Source organism: Pseudomonas sp. BF-R-24 (assembly GCF_019947335.1).
GTDB lineage: Bacteria > Pseudomonadota > Gammaproteobacteria > Pseudomonadales > Pseudomonadaceae > Aquipseudomonas > Aquipseudomonas jessenii.
Map to the genome: position 1 here is coordinate 1 of NZ_JAGYGG010000005.1, position 17,414 is coordinate 17,414.

The following is a 17,414-nucleotide window of genomic DNA, read 5'->3' on the forward strand; positions in this document are numbered from 1 at the left end:
GCGGTGTGTCAGGCGACGTTGATGTCGACTGAAACACCGCTTTCGCGAGCAAGCCCGCTCCCACAGGGTATTGAGGTGCTTGATAGGGCGGGTTACACCAGAATCGAAGTCCCGGTCATTTCCTTGGGCTGCTCAAGGCCCAGCAACTTCAGCATGGTCGGCGCCACGTCCGCCAGCACGCCGCCTTCGCGCACCTTCAGGTCGCGCTTGCCGACATAGATGAACGGTACCGGCTCGGTGGTGTGCGCAGTGTGCGCCTGGCCGGTGGTTTCATCGGACATTTGCTCGACGTTGCCATGGTCAGCGGTGATCAAGGCTTCGCCGCCGACTTTTTCCAGGGCATCGACGATGCGACCCACGCACAGGTCCAGGCATTCAACGGCCTTGACCGCCGCTTCGAACACGCCGCTGTGGCCAACCATGTCGCCGTTGGCGTAGTTGACCACGATCACGTCGTAACGCTGGTTTTCGATGGCGTCGACGATGCGGTCGGTGACTTCCGGTGCGCTCATTTCCGGCTGCAAGTCATAGGTGGCGACTTTTGGCGACGGAATCAGGATGCGTTCTTCGCCCGGGAACGGTTCTTCGCGGCCGCCGGAGAAGAAGAAGGTCACGTGGGCATATTTTTCGGTTTCGGCGATGCGCAGCTGGGTCTTGCCGTTTTTCGCCAGGTAGTCGCCCAGTACGTTTTCCAGGCTGCCGGCCGCGAAAGCCGACGGCGCAGGAATGCTGGCGGCGTATTGGGTCAGCATGACGAAACCGGCCAGTTTCGGCTGGCGGGTGCGCTCGAACTCACTGAAGTTGTCTTCGACGAACACGCGGGTCAGCTCGCGGGCACGGTCGGCGCGGAAGTTCATGAACACCACGGCATCGCCGTCTTCGACTTTTACCGGCTCACCGATGGAGGTGGCCTTGACGAATTCGTCGCTCTCGCCACGCTCGTATGCCGCCTGCAGGCCTTCCTGAGCGGTGGCGGCATTGAATTCACCCAGGCCATCGACAATCAGGTTGTAGGCCTGGGACACGCGGTCCCAACGGTTGTCGCGGTCCATGGCGTAGTAGCGGCCGATGATGCTGGCGATCCGGCCTTTGCCCAGGGCCTGGAAGGTCGCGTCGAGCAGTTCGATCGACGACTGCGCGCTTTTCGGCGGAGTATCGCGGCCGTCGAGGAAAGCGTGCAGGTAGATGTTTTGAGCGCCGCGCTTGAAGGCCAGTTCGGCCATGGCAACCAGGTGATCCTGGTGGCTGTGTACGCCGCCATCGGACAGCAGGCCCATGAAGTGCACGGCTTTGCCGGCGGCGACCGCTTTGTCCACGGCAGCGCAGATGGTCGGATTCTCGAAGAACTCGCCGTCGCGGATCGATTTGGTGACGCGAGTGAAGTCCTGATACACCACGCGGCCGGCGCCCAGGTTCATGTGGCCGACTTCGGAGTTGCCCATCTGGCCGTCCGGCAGGCCGACGTCCATGCCGCTGCCCGAGATCAGGCCGTTCGGCACGGTGGCCCACAAGCGGTCCAGTACGGGCTTCTTCGCGGCGAAGATAGCGTTGGATTCAGGGCTGTCACTGTGACCGAAGCCGTCGAGAATCATCAGGACCAAAGGTTTAGGCGTGGTAGTCATGGAATCCACTCGTGGCTGAGGTAAAAGGGGTAATGGAAAAAGGGAGTCGCAGTTTAAAGCGAAGTTCCGGCCGCGTCACCGCCGGACGGGGTTTGGCCCACCATAGTGGCTGTGTATACTGGCCGACATTTTAACGCCCTGGAACCTCCTTCGATGGTTGCTAACCTGATTCAATTCGCCACTAACCACTACATTCTCGTCGGTATCTTCGTCGTACTGCTGGCGTTGCTGATTGCCTATCAAATGCAGGGCGGCGGCCGTAGCCTGAGCACCGGCGAACTGACCGGGCTGGTCAACAAGGACGCAGGCGTAGTGATCGACATTCGTCCAACCAAGGATTTCGCCGCCGGTCACATTGTCGGCGCGCTGAACATCCCTCAGGACAAACTGACCGCTCGTGTAGGTGAGCTGGAAAAGCACAAGGCCAAGACCATCATCCTGGTCGATGCCATGGGCCAGACCGCCGGCACCCACGCCCGCGAATTGATGAAATCCGGCTTTACCGCCGCCAAGCTGTCCGGCGGTATCTCCAGCTGGAAAGCCGACAATCTGCCGTTGGTGAAGTGATATGAGTAGCGTCGTCGTCTATTCCAGCGATTACTGCCCTTACTGCTCGCGAGCCAAGTACCTGCTCGAGAACAAAGGTGTGGCCTTCGAAGAGATCAAGGTCGATGGCAAGCCGCAGGTGCGCGCTGCGATGGCCCAGAAGGCCGGGCGTACGTCCGTGCCGCAAATCTGGATCGGCAGCACCCATGTGGGCGGTTGTGATGATCTGTTCGCCCTGGACCGCGCCGGCAAGCTCGACGCGCTGCTCAGGGCCTGACGGCAATACCCCAAACAAGCAAACCTAAAAGAACCCTGGATCAAGAAGGATCTGCGATGACTGACCAACAGAACACTGCTGCGAACGAAGAAGAAACTGCACCGCAATTCTCCTTGCAGCGCATTTACGTGCGTGACCTGTCCTTCGAAGCTCCGAAAAGCCCGGCGATCTTCCGCCAGCAGTGGGAGCCGAGCGTCGGTCTGGATCTGAACACCCGTCAGAAGACACTGGAAGCCGACTTCCACGAAGTCGTGCTGACCCTGTCGGTTACCGTGAAAAACGGTGACGAAGTGGCGTTCATCGCTGAAGTGCAACAGGCCGGGATCTTCCTGATCAAGAACCTGGATGACGCTTCGATGAGCCACACCCTGGGTGCGTTCTGCCCGAACATCCTGTTCCCGTACGCTCGCGAAACCCTGGATAGCCTGGTGACCCGCGGTTCGTTCCCGGCACTGATGCTGGCTCCGGTGAACTTCGATGCGCTGTATGCGCAAGAGCTGCAACGCATGCAGGCTGCTGGCGAGACTCCGACCGTTCAGTAAGCCTTTCTGAGCGTCGAAGCAAGTCCAATGTGGGAGCGGGCTTGCTCGCGAAAGCGGTTTTTCAGTCAACATTCTTGTTGAAGCTGATGACCCCTTCGCGAGCAAGCCCGCTCCCACATTTGCTATGCGGTGCTATTTAAAGTCGTTCTGGCGCCACGCTTCGTAAACGGCCACCGCCACGGTATTGGACAGATTCAGGCTGCGGCAGCCCTCGCGCATCGGCAGGCGCAGGCGTTGCTCGCCGGGCAGGGCATCCAGCACTTCGGCGGGCAAGCCACGGCTTTCCGGGCCGAACAGGAATGCGTCGCCCGGGGCGAAGCTGGCATCGTGGAACGGCCGCGAACCCTTGGTGGTGAAGGCGAACAGTCGTGGATGGCCGAGGCTTTCCAGGCAGCTGGCAAGGTCCGCGTGGCGTTGCAGGGTGGCATACTCGTGGTAATCGAGGCCGGCCCGGCGCAGGCGCTTGTCGTCCATCTCGAAGCCCAGCGGTTCGATCAAATGCAGGTGGCAGCCACTGTTGGCGCACAGCCTGATAACGTTGCCGGTATTCGGCGGAATTTCTGGTTGGAAAAGGATGACGTGAAACATGCACGGCTCCGAAGGCAAAGATGACGCGCATTCTACGCCGCCAGAAGGCGTGCGTTCGAAACTATTCCTGCGGGTAATGGGCTCGCTGGCGATTGTCGGGGTGATGGTCGGGATGATGATCGGTCGCCTGACCACGCCAGACCCCAGTCAGTTGCAGCAGGTGGAAGTGACGAACGACGGGCTGGTGGTGTGGTTCAACAATGAACCCAAGACCCACGGCGAAATTGTGGACGGCAGTGTCGCGCTGCTGTTTGGCGCCGAGGGCAAGGCGCAGAAAGGTCAGCTCAAGCTCGGCGGCAAGGACGTGAACTGGCGGGTACGTTTGAGCGATGGGGGGTTGTTGCTGACACTGGTAGCGGCGCGGCCCCTGCGGGGCGAATGGACCGGTAGCGAGGTTGATGACCGCTGGCGGCTGGAGATCCATCTCCGGGAGCAATAAAAGAGGGAATCCCCGGCCTGCCTGTACCAAGGTTCCCGAAACGGGAGGCTCGTCGCGAGTGCGGTGTGAGCCTGGTGTAAAGAAGGAACCCCTGACCTGCCTGTATCAAGGGCCCCAAAACGGCTGGGCTCGTCGCGGGTGCGGTGTGAGCCCGATGTAAAGAGGGGAATCCCCGGCCTGCCTGTACCAAGGTCCCCGAAACCGGGTAGGTGAACTGATTCACTTGAAAGGGTTATTGCAGGGGGCGTGCCAGGTTTTAACAATGCGCAACAAAATAACGCCTCAAAACGCCGAAAGCCCCGTAATCCGGGGCTTTCGTGTTTTTTCGATAGGGGTTCGATTGTGAATGCAGGCAGGGTTTCGGATCGGTTACTGTGCGCGATAGCGGTTCACGGTGCCTTCTGGCGGTGCGCTGGGCTTTAAATGTGGGAGCGGGCTTGCTCGCGAAAGCGGTGTATCAGTCAAAATTGAAGTCGACTGACACATCGTATTCGCGAGCAAGCCCGCTCCCACAGGATCGTGTGCTCAGTGATTACTTAGCCCTCATCCCCCTCATCTTCATCCCCGCCATCAACCTTCATCCCCAATTCCTTGATCTTGCGAGTCAGGGTGTTGCGTCCCCAACCCAGCAAGACGGCGGCATCGCGGCGGCGACCAGCGGTATGCTTGAGGGCGGTCTCGATCATGATCCGCTCGAAGGCCGGTACGGCGCTGTCGAGCAGGCTTGACTGACCACGGGCCAGCGCCTGGTCGGCCCACTGGCGCAGGGCCTGTTCCCAGTTGGTCACGGGCGCCGAGTCCTGAGGCAGGCTCAGCAGCTCCGGCGGCAGGTCGCCGATGTGCACTTCGCGACCCGAAGCCATCACCGTGATCCAGCGGCAGGTGTTCTCCAGCTGACGCACGTTGCCGGGCCACGGCAAGTTCTTCAGGTATTCCTCGGTTTCGCTTTTCAGCAGCTTCGGTTCGACTGCCAGTTCCTGGGCAGCGCGGCCGAGGAAGTGCTTGGCCAGGGTCGGGATATCTTCGCGGCGATCCGACAGGCGCGGGATATGGATGCGGATCACGTTGAGGCGATGGAACAAGTCCTCACGGAATTTCCCGGCATGCACCAGGGTTTCCAGATTCTGGTGAGTCGCGGCGATGATGCGCACATCGACCTTCACCGGCACATGACCGCCGACGCGGTAGAACTCGCCGTCGGCCAGTACCCGTAGCAAGCGGGTCTGGGTGTCAGCGGGCATGTCACCGATTTCGTCGAGGAACAGCGTACCGCCGTCGGCTTGCTCGAAACGCCCGCGACGCAGGTTGGCCGCGCCCGTGAACGCGCCTTTCTCGTGGCCGAACAGTTCGGATTCCATCAGGTCTTTGGGGATCGCCGCCATGTTCAGCGCAATGAACGGCGACGCTGCCCGCGGGCTGTGGCGATGCAGCGCGTGGGCCACCAGTTCTTTACCGGTACCCGATTCACCATTGATCAGCACGGTGATGTTGGAGTGGCTCAAGCGTCCGATGGCGCGAAACACTTCCTGCATCGCCGGCGCTTCGCCGATGATTTCCGGGGTGCGGGTCAGGGTCGGGGCAACTTCCAGGCCTTGTTGTTCCTGAGCGTGCTGGTTGGCGCGCTTGACCAGGGAAACCGCTTCATCAACGTCGAACGGCTTGGGCAGGTACTCGAAGGCGCCGCCCTGATAGGACGCGACAGCGCTGTCCAGATCGGAGTGCGCGGTCATGATGATCACTGGCAGCCGCGGGTGCTGTTCGCGAATCCGCGCCAGAAGCTCCAGACCGCTGGCGCCGGGCATGCGGATGTCGGAAATGATCACGTCCGGCTGCTGGCGCGCCAGACGGCTCATCACGCCATCGGCGCTGTCGAAGCTTTGCGTGGTCATGCCTTCCTGTTGCAAGGCTTTTTCCAGGACCCAACGGATAGAACGGTCGTCATCGACGATCCACACGGTTTCACTACGGCTCATGTCGATGTGGCTCCTTGTTCCAGTGGCAGAAAGATCGAGAAGGTGGTGTGGCCGGGGTGGCTGTCACATTCGATCAGGCCCTGGTGCTGGCTGATGATGTTCTGGGTAATGGCCAGGCCCAGCCCGGTACCGTCCGGGCGACCGCTGACCATGGGGAAGAAAATGGTTTCCTGAAGTTCTGCCGGGATGCCCGGACCGTTGTCGATGATTTCGATCTTGGTCACCAGACGATGGCGCACGTGGCCGATGGTGAACTGGCGCATGGCGCGGGTGCGCAGGCTGATACGCCCCAGGCGCAGTTCGTTCTGGCTGCTGATGGCCTGCATCGCATTGCGCACGATGTTCAGCACGGCCTGAATCATTTGTTCGCGATCGATCAGGACGTCGGGGATGCTTGGATCGTAGTCGCGCACCAAGGTGATGCAGCCCTGGCTTTCAGCCTCCACCAGATGGCAGACACGCTCAAGCACTTCATGGACATTGCACATGGCCAGCGACGGCAGCTTGTTGGAGCCGAGCATGCGATCCACCAGATTACGCAGACGGTCGGCTTCTTCGATGATGACGTTGGTGTAGTCGCGCAGGCTCTCTTCCGGCAGTTCCCGGGCCAGCAATTGTGCCGCGCCGCGAATCCCGCCCAAGGGGTTCTTGATTTCATGGGCAAGGCCGCGCACCAGCATCTTGCTGGTTTCCTGTTTCGACAGCTGTGCTTCTTCCTTGGTGATCCGCAGCAGGCGGTCACGGGGGTGGACTTCGAGCAGCAGCATCGTGTCGCCGTTGCTCAGAATCGGTGTTACCGCGTAGTCGACGGTCAGGGTCTGGCCGGTGAGGGCGGTGAGCATGGCTTCGCGCTTGGTGAACGGGTGCGCCTGTTCGACGGCCTGGCGCAACGAGTTCAGCGCTTCGGTCGATTCGGTAAACAACTCACTGATGAACTGCCCATGGCTGCGCTGACCGCTGATGGCCAGCAGCATCTCCGCCGCCGGGTTCATGTACTCGAGGCGCAGTTCGGCGTCGAGCAGGATGGTGGCAGTGGTGAGGTTGTCGAGTAGCAAACGGTGGAGTGCGTCGCTAATGGTCATCGGGACCTCTTTTAGGGCAGAGCGTGCGTAAAAAAATGCTGATACGGGCAAAATGCAAAAACCAAACCAAGGCTCCGAAAAGAAGCGTTCAGCGCCTGAAACAGGCGTTTGACGCTCGTTTACGTGGCGTTCTGCCAGCTATTGCGGGTACTTTCGAACCAAAATGGGTTGGAGCGTGAGTACGGCGCAAACAATTGCACCAATATAGTGCGTAAGCCTGGACGAGGTTAAAAAAGTCTCAAGAAAGGATTTTTTTCTTCGCCTGGTCTGTCGCTGAGCGGGCATTCCGGCCGCTGGCCGTAGTCTTCGAGAGTGCAGGGTTTGATCCTGCGCTTCTGGGCGAGAGACGTGCGCTGCATGTGGAAAGGTTGGTTGGCGGTGCGTTCGACGATGCGCCCCTGTTCGTCGAGGATTTCCACGGACAGGGTATGGCTGCCGCGATCGATGTTGCTCAGCGGGAACACCGGGCTCAGGCCGGGTTCGGCGGTGGGCTGGCCGTCGAGCAGCAACCGGTAGTGGTGACCGGGTTGCAGGGCCGGTTCGTTGGTGGCGCTGACAATGACTTCGCCAGTGTTGCTGCGGATGGTTGCGTCGGGTTCCGGGATCAGGATACGCAGCACCTCATAGTGGAACAGCGCCTGTACTTCAGGACTGCTTTCGGCGATCAACGGTGCTGCGCTGGTGGGGTTGGCCGCTATTCGATTGCTCTTTGTCAGCGGTACACGCCGGGCGTCGCCGGGTTTTGGCTGGTCGGTGAAAACCCGGTTGCCCTGAACATCGACATACATGAAGACCTCTGCCGAGGCGGGCTGGGCGAACAGGCAGGCGATCAGTAGCCAGGCCTTCAAGGTTTGTGCACCCGCTGTACGGTGAATGTCACCGCAGGGCTCTGCTGCACAACGTTTTCGCCATCGATCACTTGCACGGCGAGGCGGTGTTCGCCGCGATCGATGTTCACCAGTTGCAGGGTCGGCACGTTGCCTGGCTGGCCGTAGGGCTGGCTGTCCAGCAGCAGGCGTAACAGGTGGGGGCCTTGCAGGCGGGGTGTGATCAGTACTGTTACGGTGAACGTGCCGTTGTTGGCGCGCAGGGCTTCGGTGCTGGGCAGGCCTGTCAGCTCCAGCACTTCATAGGTTTTGTGGGGGAGTTCATTGTGAGCGGCTTCGGCTTCGGCTTCGGCTTCAGCAGCAGGTGCGGCTTCGCCGGAAGGCTGGCGTTCGACGCTGTTGAGGGGCGGTAAGTCGACCGGTTGGGCGCTGATGCCATCAGGCGGTTGATTGCTGTACGCGGTGGCGCCGTTGGCGTCCGTGTACTTGTAGATCTGCGCCGTGGCGGGCAGAACAACCAGCAGCAGGATGAAGAGAAAACCACGACCCATGGAATCGACCGGAAACGAAAGCGTTGGGTTGCAGCATAGGCCAGGCTGGGTGGTTATCCCAAGCTACGACACATTCGGGCATGGTTTGCGAAGGAAGTCCGACAACCCAGATCCCCTGTGGGAGCTGGCTTGCTCGCGAAGGCGCCAGTACATTCAAGATCAATGTGTCAGACAGATTGCTTTCGCGAGCAAGCCCGCTCCCACAGGGTACTTTGTCGGCCATTGAATCGCAGGCAATAAAAAGGCCTCCCGAAGGAGGCCTCTTTTTGTCACGCCGCGTGCAGCGGCGCTACCGGATCAGCAGCTGTAGTACAGCTCGTATTCCAGTGGGTGTACGAAGGTACGTACCTTGATTTCTTCTTCGCTTTTCAGGGCGATGTAAGCGTCGATGAAGTCGTCGCTGAAAACGCCGCCTTTGGTCAGGAACGCACGACCTTTGTCCAGCTCTTCCAGGGCTTCTTTCAGGCTGCCGCAAACTTGTGGGATCTCTTTGGCCTCTTCAGGCGGCAGGTCGTACAGGTTTTTGTCAGCGGCGTCGCCAGGGTGGATCTTATTCTGGATGCCGTCCAGGCCAGCCATCAACAGTGCGGCGAAGCACAGGTACGGGTTGGCAGCCGGATCCGGGAAGCGTGCTTCGATACGGCGGGCTTTCGGGCTCGACACGTAAGGAATACGGATCGAAGCGGAACGGTTGCGAGCCGAGTAGGCCAGCATCACTGGAGCTTCGAAGCCTGGAACCAGACGCTTGTAGGAGTTGGTCGCCGGGTTGGTGAAGCCGTTCAGGGCCTTACCGTGCTTGATGATGCCGCCGATGAAGTACAGGGCGGTGTCGGACAGGCCGGCATAGCCTTCGCCAGCGAAGGTGTTCTTGCCATCTTTCCAGATGGACATGTGTACGTGCATACCCGAGCCGTTGTCGCCGTACAGAGGCTTAGGCATGAAGGTCGCGGTGCGGCCGTAGGCATCGGCAACGTTGTGCACGACGTACTTCAGGGTTTGGGTTTCGTCGGCTTTCTTCACCAGGGTGTTGAACTTGACGCCGATTTCGTTCTGGCCGGCAGTCGCCACTTCGTGGTGGTGAACTTCGACGGTCAGGCCCATTTCTTCCAGTGCGTTGCACATGGAGGTACGGATTTCGTGGTCGTGGTCGAACGGCGGAACCGGGAAATAGCCGCCTTTGACGCCTGGACGGTGGCCTTTGTTGCCGCCTTCGATGTCCTGGTCGGACATCCACGAACCTTGTTCGGAGTAGATCTTGAACATGGAACCGGAAATGTCGGACTTGAACTTCACCTGGTCAAAGATGAAGAACTCTGGCTCAGGACCTGCGTATACGGTGTCACCGATAGCGGTGGCTTTCAGGTGCTCTTCGGCGCGCTTGGCGATCGCACGTGGGTCGCGGTCGTAGCCTTGCATGCTCGAAGGCTCGATGATGTCGCAGACCAGGATCAGGGTCGGCTCTTCGGTGAACGGATCCAGAACAGCGGTGGAGTCGTCCGGCATCAGGATCATGTCGGAGGCTTCGATGCCTTTCCAGCCGGCGATGGAGGAGCCGTCGAACATTTTGCCGACTTCGAAGAAGTCGTCATCCAGCGCATCGCGAGCCGGCATGGTCACGTGGTGCTGAGTGCCTTTGGTGTCCGTGAAGCGCAGATCAATCCACTTGACGTCATGATCTTTGATGAGTTGAACCGACTTCGACATAGTGTCCTCCGGGTGTATTAGGGCTGGTAGTGGATGCCCTTAAATGTTTGTGATGCCGGCGCGAATACTCTGCCAAGGCAACCTGCCTCACAAGGGAGCAAATTGCATGCCAGTGCCCCAGCATGGATTTTTTGCCCCAAAATCACGCTTGAGAGGGCGTTTTGCCCTTTAAAGCAGAAAAGCTCGCCCTGTAATGTGGCGTCATATCCAATAAATGACCTGTTTTGGTGCGTGCGAAACCTTCTGCACATTAACTGGTTAAACCTTGAGCAATTTCCGCTATAATCCGCGCCCCCCTTTTTCGGCAGGCCATGCGCGCGCTGTTTCCATGAAATTAATCGTAAAAGTCTTCCCCGAGATCACCATCAAGAGTCGACCTGTCCGGACGAAATTTATCCGCCAGTTGGCCAAAAACATCCGCGCCGTGCTCCGTGATCTGGACCCGGTCGTGGTGGTGAACGGCGTGTGGGACAATCTCGAGCTGGAAACCCGTGTTACCGACCCGAAAGCCTTGAAAGAGATGGGTGAGCGCCTGACCTGCATGCCGGGCATCGCGCACTTTCTGCAGATCGACGAGTACCCGCTGGGCGACTTCGACGACATCACCGAAAAGTGCAGGCAGCACTACGGCGATGCGCTGGCCGGGAAAATTTTCTCGGTGCGCTGCAAGCGTGCAGGCAAGCACACGTTCAGCTCGATGGACGTCGAAAAATACGTCGGCAGCAAGCTGCGTCGCGAGTGCGGCGCCGCCGGAATCGACCTGAAAGCGCCGGAAATCGAAGTCCGGATCGAGGTTCGCGACCAACGGTTGTTCGTGATCCACAGCCAGCACAACGGCATCGGCGGATATCCGCTGGGCGCGCTGGAGCAGACCCTGGTGCTGATGTCCGGTGGCTTCGACTCCACCGTGGCGGCCTACCAGATCATGCGCCGCGGCCTGATGGCGCATTTTTGCTTCTTCAATCTGGGCGGACGTGCCCACGAACTGGGCGTCATGGAAGTCGCGCATTTCATCTGGAAGAAGTACGGCAGCTCCCAGCGCGTGCTATTTGTCAGTGTGCCGTTCGAAGAAGTGCTGGGCGAAATTCTCGGCAAAGTCGATAACAGTCATATGGGCGTAGTATTGAAGCGTATGATGTTGCGCGCTTCCTCCCAAATTGCCGATCGACTGCACATCGACGCACTGGTCACCGGTGAGGCGATCTCCCAGGTGTCGAGCCAGACGCTGCCGAACCTGTCAGTGATCGACTGCGTGACCGAAAAGCTGGTACTGCGCCCGCTGATCGCCAGTCACAAGCAGGACATTATCGACACGGCAATCGAAATCGGCACCGCCGATTTCGCCCGGCACATGCCGGAATACTGCGGCGTCATCTCGGTCAATCCGAAGACCGCGGCCAAGCGCTATCGCGTCGAGCATGAAGAGAAAGAATTCGATATGGCGGTACTCGAGCGTGCGCTCGAAAACGCCAAGCTGGTGCCGATCGATCGCGTGATCGATGAACTGGGCCAGGACTTGCAGATTGAAGAAGTCAGCGAAGCGCTGGCCGGTCAGATCGTCATCGACATCCGTCATCCGGATGCCGCTGAAGACGACCCGCTGGACCTCGCTGGCATCGAGGTACAAACGATGCCGTTTTATGCAGTGAACGCTCGTTTCAAGGAACTGGACCCTACTCGCCAGTACCTGCTGTATTGCGACAAAGGCGTGATGAGTCGCCTGCATGCCCACCATTTGCTCAGTGAGGGGCATGCCAATGTGCGCGTTTATCGACCGAGCTAAGTGCCCGGGGCTGTTTGCCTGTGGCCTGCGTCACCGGCCCCCCGATGCCACCGTCAAGCTGTAACGGCTTTCACGGACGCTACTGTTAATCGCTGCCAAGACTTGTCAGCACACCGAATCCTCTGATCGAGATACACAAGTGATCGAAAATCTACGCAACATCGCCATCATTGCCCACGTTGACCATGGTAAGACCACCCTGGTAGACAAACTCCTGCGTCAATCCGGCACCCTGGAGCGCAACGAGCTCAACGACGAGCGCGTGATGGACTCCAACGACCAGGAAAAAGAGCGCGGTATTACCATTCTGGCGAAAAACACCGCCATCAACTGGAACGGCTACCACATCAACATCGTGGACACCCCGGGCCACGCCGACTTCGGCGGCGAAGTTGAACGCGTAATGTCGATGGTCGACTCCGTTCTGCTGCTGGTTGACGCTCAAGACGGCCCTATGCCGCAAACCCGTTTCGTGACCAAGAAGGCTTTCGAAGCCGGCCTGCGTCCGATCGTGTGCATCAACAAGGTTGACCGTCCAGGCGCGCGTCCGGACTGGGTTCTGGACCAGATCTTCGACCTGTTCGACAACCTGGGTGCCACCGAAGAACAGCTGGACTTCAAAGTCGTCTACGCCTCGGCCCTGAACGGTATTGCCGGTCTGGACCACACCGAAATGGCTGAAGACATGACCCCGCTGTACCAGTCGATCGTCGACAACGTACCGGCGCCGGCTGTTGACCGTGAAGGTCCGTTCCAGATGCAGATCTCCGCACTGGACTACAACAGCTTCCTGGGTGTTATCGGTGTTGGCCGTATCGCTCGTGGTCGCGTCAAGCCGAACACCCCGGTTGTGGCTATCGGCGCCGACGGCAAGAAGCGTAACGGTCGTATCCTGAAGCTGATGGGTCACCACGGTCTGCACCGCATCGACGTTGAAGAGGCTGCAGCAGGCGATATCGTGTGCATCAGCGGTATGGACTCGCTGTTCATCTCCGACACCCTGTGCCACCCGGACACGGTCGAAGCGATGAAGCCGCTGACCGTCGACGAGCCAACCGTTTCCATGACCTTCCAGGTAAACGACTCGCCATTCTGCGGTAAAGAAGGCAAGTTCGTGACTTCCCGTAACATCAAGGAACGTCTGGACAAAGAGCTGCTGTACAACGTTGCACTGCGCGTTGAAGAAGGCGACTCGGCTGACAAGTTCAAGGTTTCCGGCCGTGGCGAACTGCACCTCTCGGTACTGATCGAAACCATGCGTCGCGAAGGCTTCGAAATGGCTGTAGGCCGTCCGGAAGTGATCATCCGTCTGGTTGACGGCGTGAAGCACGAACCGTTCGAAAACGTCACCATCGACCTGCCGGAAGAATCCCAGGGCAAGGTGATGGAAGAGATGGGCCTGCGTAAGGGCGACCTGACCAACATGGTGCCGGATGGCAAGGGCCGTGTACGTCTGGAATACAACATCCCTGCTCGCGGTCTGATCGGTTTCCGTAACCAGTTCCTGACCCTGACCAACGGTGCTGGCATCCTGACCTCGATCTTCGACCGTTACGACGTGATGAAGTCCGGCGACATGTCCGGCCGTCAGAACGGCGTTCTGGTTTCGGTTGAAACCGGCAAGGCTCTGACCTACTCCCTGGAAACCCTGCAGGCGCGTGGCAAGCTGTTCGTAGAACACGGTCAGGAAATCTACAACGGTCAGATCGTTGGTCTGAACAGCCGTGACAACGACCTGGGCGTTAACCCTACCAAGGGCAAGAAGCTCGACAACATGCGTGCTTCGGGTAAAGACGAAACCATCGCTCTGGTTCCACCTGTTCGCTTCACCCTGGAACAGGCTCTGGAATTCATCCAGGACGACGAGCTGTGTGAAGTAACTCCTAAGTCCATCCGTCTTCGCAAGAAGATCCTGGACGAAAGCGAGCGTACCCGCGCTGCCAAGAAAGCCAAGGCATAAGATTTAGCCCTGGCTGAACGAAAACGCCCCCGGTCGAGAGACCGGGGGCGTTTTTGTTTGTCTGCGGTTTATGCGGTGTTTGTGCTGGCCTCTTCGCGAGCAAGCCCGCTCCCACATTGGATCTTCAGTGAACACTTGATTTGTGTACATCAGAGATCCCCTGTGGGAGCGGGCTTGCTCGCGAAGGCGGCGGATCAGCCGCCGCAGAAATCAGGAAATATCAGAACCGCTCAATCGACCGAGAATTCTGCACGCGCTCCACTTCCTTGGGCTTGTACGCGCAATACCCCGGCCGCGGGCCGATTTTCGGGTGATTGCGGCAAGTATCCGGGCGCTTATCATAAATAGTGCACAGACGGCTCTTACGATCCAGGTACAGGCAATCGTTGTTGCTCATGCGCTGGAGGGTAAAGATTCCTGACTTCTGATTGAAGCGTTCGACCAAGCCTTCCTTTTGCAGGCGCTTGGCGATGTTCTTCGGCGGATCACCCAGCTCGAACTCATCGACCACGCCGATGCGGATCAGATCCTTGATCTTGACCTCGACGGGCAGGGTGCAGCAGCTGGACATGCACGAGCCGCACATCGGGGCAGAGTACTTGGCCCAGGTATCGAGGCGGTCGATCTCTGCGGCAGCGATCAGGTTCGGCTTCATCATCGTTTGTTACCAGCGTGTGCATCAGGGCGCGCGATCATACCGGGACTGGTGGATTTTTGAACAACCTTTCGCCAGATTTTTTCACGGCCGGCCAATAAACCGCTAATCCGGCACGGCCCCTGCATTGAATCAAGTACACGACAATGTATTGCCGACCCGATTCGCACTTACAGGAAAAACTGCCGAACCAGAGCCTCTACCGCCTGTCAGACCGTCTAGGCTCAGACAACTCCAAGCTCGCTCGAGGTCCTATCGATGACTCAAGAACCACTTGTTCGCGAAGCAGAGGTGGCCGCATTCCGCGACGCCGTCTTGACCAAACTCACTTATGCAGTGGGTAAAGACCCGGATCACGCCTTCGACCACGACTGGTTCGAAGCCATTGCCCTGGCCGCGCGGGATCACATGGTCGAGCACTGGATGGACCATACGCGGCAGATCTACCGCAAAGGTCAGAAGCGCGTCTATTACCTCTCCCTGGAATTTCTCATCGGTCGGCTGTTGTTCGACAGCCTGAGCAATCTCGGCCTGCTCGACGTGGCCCGCGAAGCCCTGACCGAACTCGGCGTCGACCTTGAGCGCATCCGCATGCTGGAGCCCGATGCGGCCCTGGGCAACGGCGGCCTCGGGCGTCTGGCGGCGTGTTTCCTGGAAAGCATGTCGACCCTCGGCATCGCCGGTCATGGCTACGGCATCCGCTATGAGCACGGGTTGTTCCGCCAGGCGATTGTCGATGGCTGGCAGCAGGAGCAGACCGAACACTGGCTGGATTTCGGCAACCCGTGGGAGTTCGAGCGGCCGGAAGTGGCTTACACCATCGGTTTCGGCGGCAGTGTCGAGACCCTGACCGACGACACCGGCAAATCCCGACAAGTCTGGTCCCCGGCGGAAACCGTGCGGGCGATTGCCTACGACACGCCGGTGGTCGGCTGGCGCGGGGCGAGCGTCAACACGCTGCGCCTGTGGCGTGCCCGCGCCATGGAAGATCTGCACCTGGAGCGTTTCAACGCCGGCGACCACCTGGGCGCCGTGGCCGAAGTGGCCCGGGCCGAAAGCATCTCCCGGGTGCTGTACCCGGCGGACAGTACCGAGGCCGGCCAGGAGTTGCGCCTGCGCCAAGAGTACTTCTTCGTCGCCGCCTCGTTGCAGGATCTGCTGCGCCGCCATCGCAACATGCACACCTCGGTACTGACCCTGGGCGATCACGCCTCTATCCAGCTCAACGACACTCACCCCTCGATTGCCGTGGCTGAACTGATGCGGCAACTGGTCGACGTGTATGACGTGGCGTGGGATGCCGCGTGGCAGGTCACCGTCGATACGCTGTCCTACACCAACCACACATTGCTGCCCGAAGCGCTGGAAACCTGGCCGGTCGGCTTGATGGAACGCATGTTGCCGCGGCACATGCAGATCATCTACCTGATCAACGCCCACCACATCGACTCCCTGCGGGCCAAAGGCATTCACGACTTCGACGTACTGCGCGCGGTGTCGCTGATCGAGGAAGACAACGGTCGCCGGGTGCGCATGGGCAACCTGGCGTTTCTCGGTTCCCACAGCATCAACGGTGTGTCCGGGCTACATACGCAGCTGATGCGTCAAACGGTGTTCTCCGAACTGCACAAGCTCTACCCGGAGCGGATCAACAACAAAACCAACGGCATCACCTTCCGCCGCTGGTTGTATCAGGCCAACCCCGAACTGACCTCGATGCTGGTCGATGCCCTGGGCTCCGCGGTACTGGACAACCCGGAAGAGCGTTTGCTCGCCCTTGAACCGTTCGCCGAGAAAAGTGCATTCCGCAAGGCGTTTGCCGAGCAGCGCCTGCACAGCAAGAAAGCCCTGGCGTACCTGATTCATGAGCGACTGGGCGTGGCGGTCAACCCGGCGGCGATGTTCGACGTGCAGGTCAAGCGAATCCACGAGTACAAACGCCAGTTGCTCAACCTGATGCACACCGTGGCGTTGTACCAGGCGATTCGAGCGGAGCCTGAAATCGACTGGGTGCCACGGGTGAAAATCTTCGCCGGCAAGGCAGCCGCGAGCTATCACCAGGCCAAACTGATCATCAAGCTGACCAACGACATCGCCCGGGTGGTGAACAACGACCCGACCGTGCGCGGCTTGCTCAAAGTGGTGTTCCTGCCCAACTACAACGTCAGCCTGGCGGAGAGCATCATTCCGGCGGCGGATTTGTCCGAGCAGATCTCCACCGCCGGGTTCGAAGCCTCTGGCACCAGCAACATGAAATTCGGCCTGAACGGCGCGCTGACTATTGGCACCCTGGACGGGGCCAATGTGGAAATGTGCGAGCGCATCGGCGACGGGCACATGTTCATCTTCGGTCTCAGCGCGCAACAGGTGGAGGCGCGCAAACAGAATCATGAGTTCAGCGCGGTGCCGGATATCGCCGCGTCCCATCGTCTGAACGATGTGCTGCAAGCGATTCGAGGCGGGGTGTTCTCGCCGGACGATCCGTCCCGTTACACCGGATTGATCGATTCGCTGGTGGACTACGACCGCTTCCTGGTCTGCGCCGACTTCGATTCCTACTGGCACGCCCAGATGCGCGTCGAAGCCCATTGGCACGATTCGAAGGAGTGGTGGCGCTCGGCGGTATTGAACACGGCGCGGATGGGCTGGTTCTCGTCGGACCGGACCATTCGCGAGTACGCCACGGAAATCTGGAAGGCACTGGAGTAGTTTTCAGCCAGAACTGCGAGCAAGACCCGGTTGTTGACGGGCTGGGTCGATATACTAGGCGCTGGATTACCGGGCGGCAGGGTTGATCAGATTCTGAACACACCACAATCCCTTGTGGGAGCGAGCTTGCTCGCGATAGCGCACTGACATTCAACA

At 59.5% G+C, this 17,414-nt stretch carries 15 protein-coding genes; 7 read left to right on the plus strand and 8 right to left on the minus strand.

Features of this window, described 5'->3' with window-relative positions; translation table 11 throughout:
* Window positions 1–92: 92 nt before the first annotated feature.
* Window positions 93–1,622, minus strand: a complete 1,530-nt coding sequence (gene gpmI, locus KGA98_RS05445) for a 2,3-bisphosphoglycerate-independent phosphoglycerate mutase (RefSeq protein ID WP_223501736.1) — start codon at window positions 1,620–1,622, stop codon at window positions 93–95.
* 153 nt (window positions 1,623–1,775) lie between these two features.
* Between gpmI and KGA98_RS05450 the strand changes: the two genes are divergently transcribed.
* The 3 genes from KGA98_RS05450 to secB are packed head-to-tail and all read left to right on the plus strand — an operon-like array spanning window position 1,776 to window position 2,987.
* On the plus strand, window positions 1,776–2,189 hold the full coding sequence (locus KGA98_RS05450; protein ID WP_008047735.1) for a rhodanese-like domain-containing protein: 414 nt from the start codon (window positions 1,776–1,778) through the stop codon (window positions 2,187–2,189).
* Window position 2,190: 1 nt separating this feature from the next.
* Window positions 2,191–2,445: a glutaredoxin 3 gene (gene grxC / locus KGA98_RS05455; protein ID WP_150726523.1), complete on the plus strand. Its 255-nt coding sequence runs from the start codon at window positions 2,191–2,193 to the stop codon at window positions 2,443–2,445.
* Between the two features lie 56 nt (window positions 2,446–2,501).
* Entirely contained in the window at window positions 2,502–2,987 is a 486-nt protein-coding gene (gene secB / locus KGA98_RS05460) for a protein-export chaperone SecB (protein WP_008047739.1), read from the plus strand.
* Between the two features lie 132 nt (window positions 2,988–3,119).
* Here secB and trmL read toward each other — a convergent pair whose 3' ends face one another.
* Window positions 3,120–3,575, minus strand: coding sequence for a tRNA (uridine(34)/cytosine(34)/5-carboxymethylaminomethyluridine(34)-2'-O)-methyltransferase TrmL (gene trmL, locus KGA98_RS05465; RefSeq protein WP_090452600.1), 456 nt, complete (start codon window positions 3,573–3,575; stop codon window positions 3,120–3,122).
* On the opposite strand from trmL, the gene KGA98_RS05470 reads away from it, so the two are divergent.
* Complete coding sequence (locus KGA98_RS05470; RefSeq protein WP_223501738.1) at window positions 3,574–4,014, plus strand: hypothetical protein; 441 nt, start codon at window positions 3,574–3,576, stop codon at window positions 4,012–4,014. The genes trmL and KGA98_RS05470 overlap by 2 nt on opposite strands.
* A gap of 536 nt (window positions 4,015–4,550) precedes the next feature.
* Here KGA98_RS05470 and ntrC read toward each other — a convergent pair.
* The 5 genes from ntrC to glnA all read right to left on the minus strand — a co-directional run bounded on the left by ntrC (window position 4,551) and on the right by glnA (window position 10,151).
* The gene (gene ntrC, locus KGA98_RS05475; protein WP_150811998.1) at window positions 4,551–5,987 is read right to left on the minus strand and encodes a nitrogen regulation protein NR(I); all 1,437 of its coding nucleotides are present in this window, start codon (window positions 5,985–5,987) and stop codon (window positions 4,551–4,553) included.
* Window positions 5,984–7,069, minus strand: coding sequence for a nitrogen regulation protein NR(II) (gene glnL / locus KGA98_RS05480; RefSeq protein ID WP_057712404.1), 1,086 nt, complete (start codon window positions 7,067–7,069; stop codon window positions 5,984–5,986). Before glnL ends, ntrC begins: the two co-directional genes overlap by 4 nt.
* Before the next feature lie 227 nt (window positions 7,070–7,296).
* Complete coding sequence (locus tag KGA98_RS05485; protein ID WP_223501739.1) at window positions 7,297–7,917, minus strand: DUF4124 domain-containing protein; 621 nt, start codon at window positions 7,915–7,917, stop codon at window positions 7,297–7,299.
* Window positions 7,914–8,447: a DUF4124 domain-containing protein gene (locus KGA98_RS05490; RefSeq protein WP_223501740.1), complete on the minus strand. Its 534-nt coding sequence runs from the start codon at window positions 8,445–8,447 to the stop codon at window positions 7,914–7,916. Before KGA98_RS05490 ends, KGA98_RS05485 begins: the two co-directional genes overlap by 4 nt.
* Before the next feature lie 297 nt (window positions 8,448–8,744).
* Window positions 8,745–10,151 carry a type I glutamate--ammonia ligase gene (glnA, locus tag KGA98_RS05495; RefSeq protein WP_008002929.1) on the minus strand — a complete coding sequence of 469 codons (1,407 nt, stop codon included), beginning with the start codon at window positions 10,149–10,151 and terminating at the stop codon, window positions 8,745–8,747.
* 328 nt (window positions 10,152–10,479) lie between these two features.
* On the opposite strand from glnA, the gene thiI reads away from it, so the two are divergent.
* Together thiI and typA are read left to right on the plus strand one after the other, a co-directional pair.
* Entirely contained in the window at window positions 10,480–11,934 is a 1,455-nt protein-coding gene (thiI, locus tag KGA98_RS05500) for a tRNA uracil 4-sulfurtransferase ThiI (protein WP_090452611.1), read from the plus strand.
* Window positions 11,935–12,073: 139 nt separating this feature from the next.
* Window positions 12,074–13,894 carry a translational GTPase TypA gene (gene typA, locus KGA98_RS05505; protein WP_057712399.1) on the plus strand — a complete coding sequence of 607 codons (1,821 nt, stop codon included), beginning with the start codon at window positions 12,074–12,076 and terminating at the stop codon, window positions 13,892–13,894.
* Window positions 13,895–14,114: 220 nt separating this feature from the next.
* Here typA and KGA98_RS05510 read toward each other — a convergent pair whose 3' ends face one another.
* A complete protein-coding gene (locus KGA98_RS05510; protein WP_150811994.1) occupies window positions 14,115–14,552 on the minus strand; it encodes a YkgJ family cysteine cluster protein in 438 nt (145 codons plus the stop codon).
* A 255-nt stretch (window positions 14,553–14,807) separates the two neighbouring features.
* On the opposite strand from KGA98_RS05510, the gene KGA98_RS05515 reads away from it, so the two are divergent.
* Entirely contained in the window at window positions 14,808–17,258 is a 2,451-nt protein-coding gene (locus KGA98_RS05515; protein WP_223501741.1) for a glycogen/starch/alpha-glucan phosphorylase, read from the plus strand.
* The last annotated feature ends 156 nt before the right edge of the window (window positions 17,259–17,414 follow it).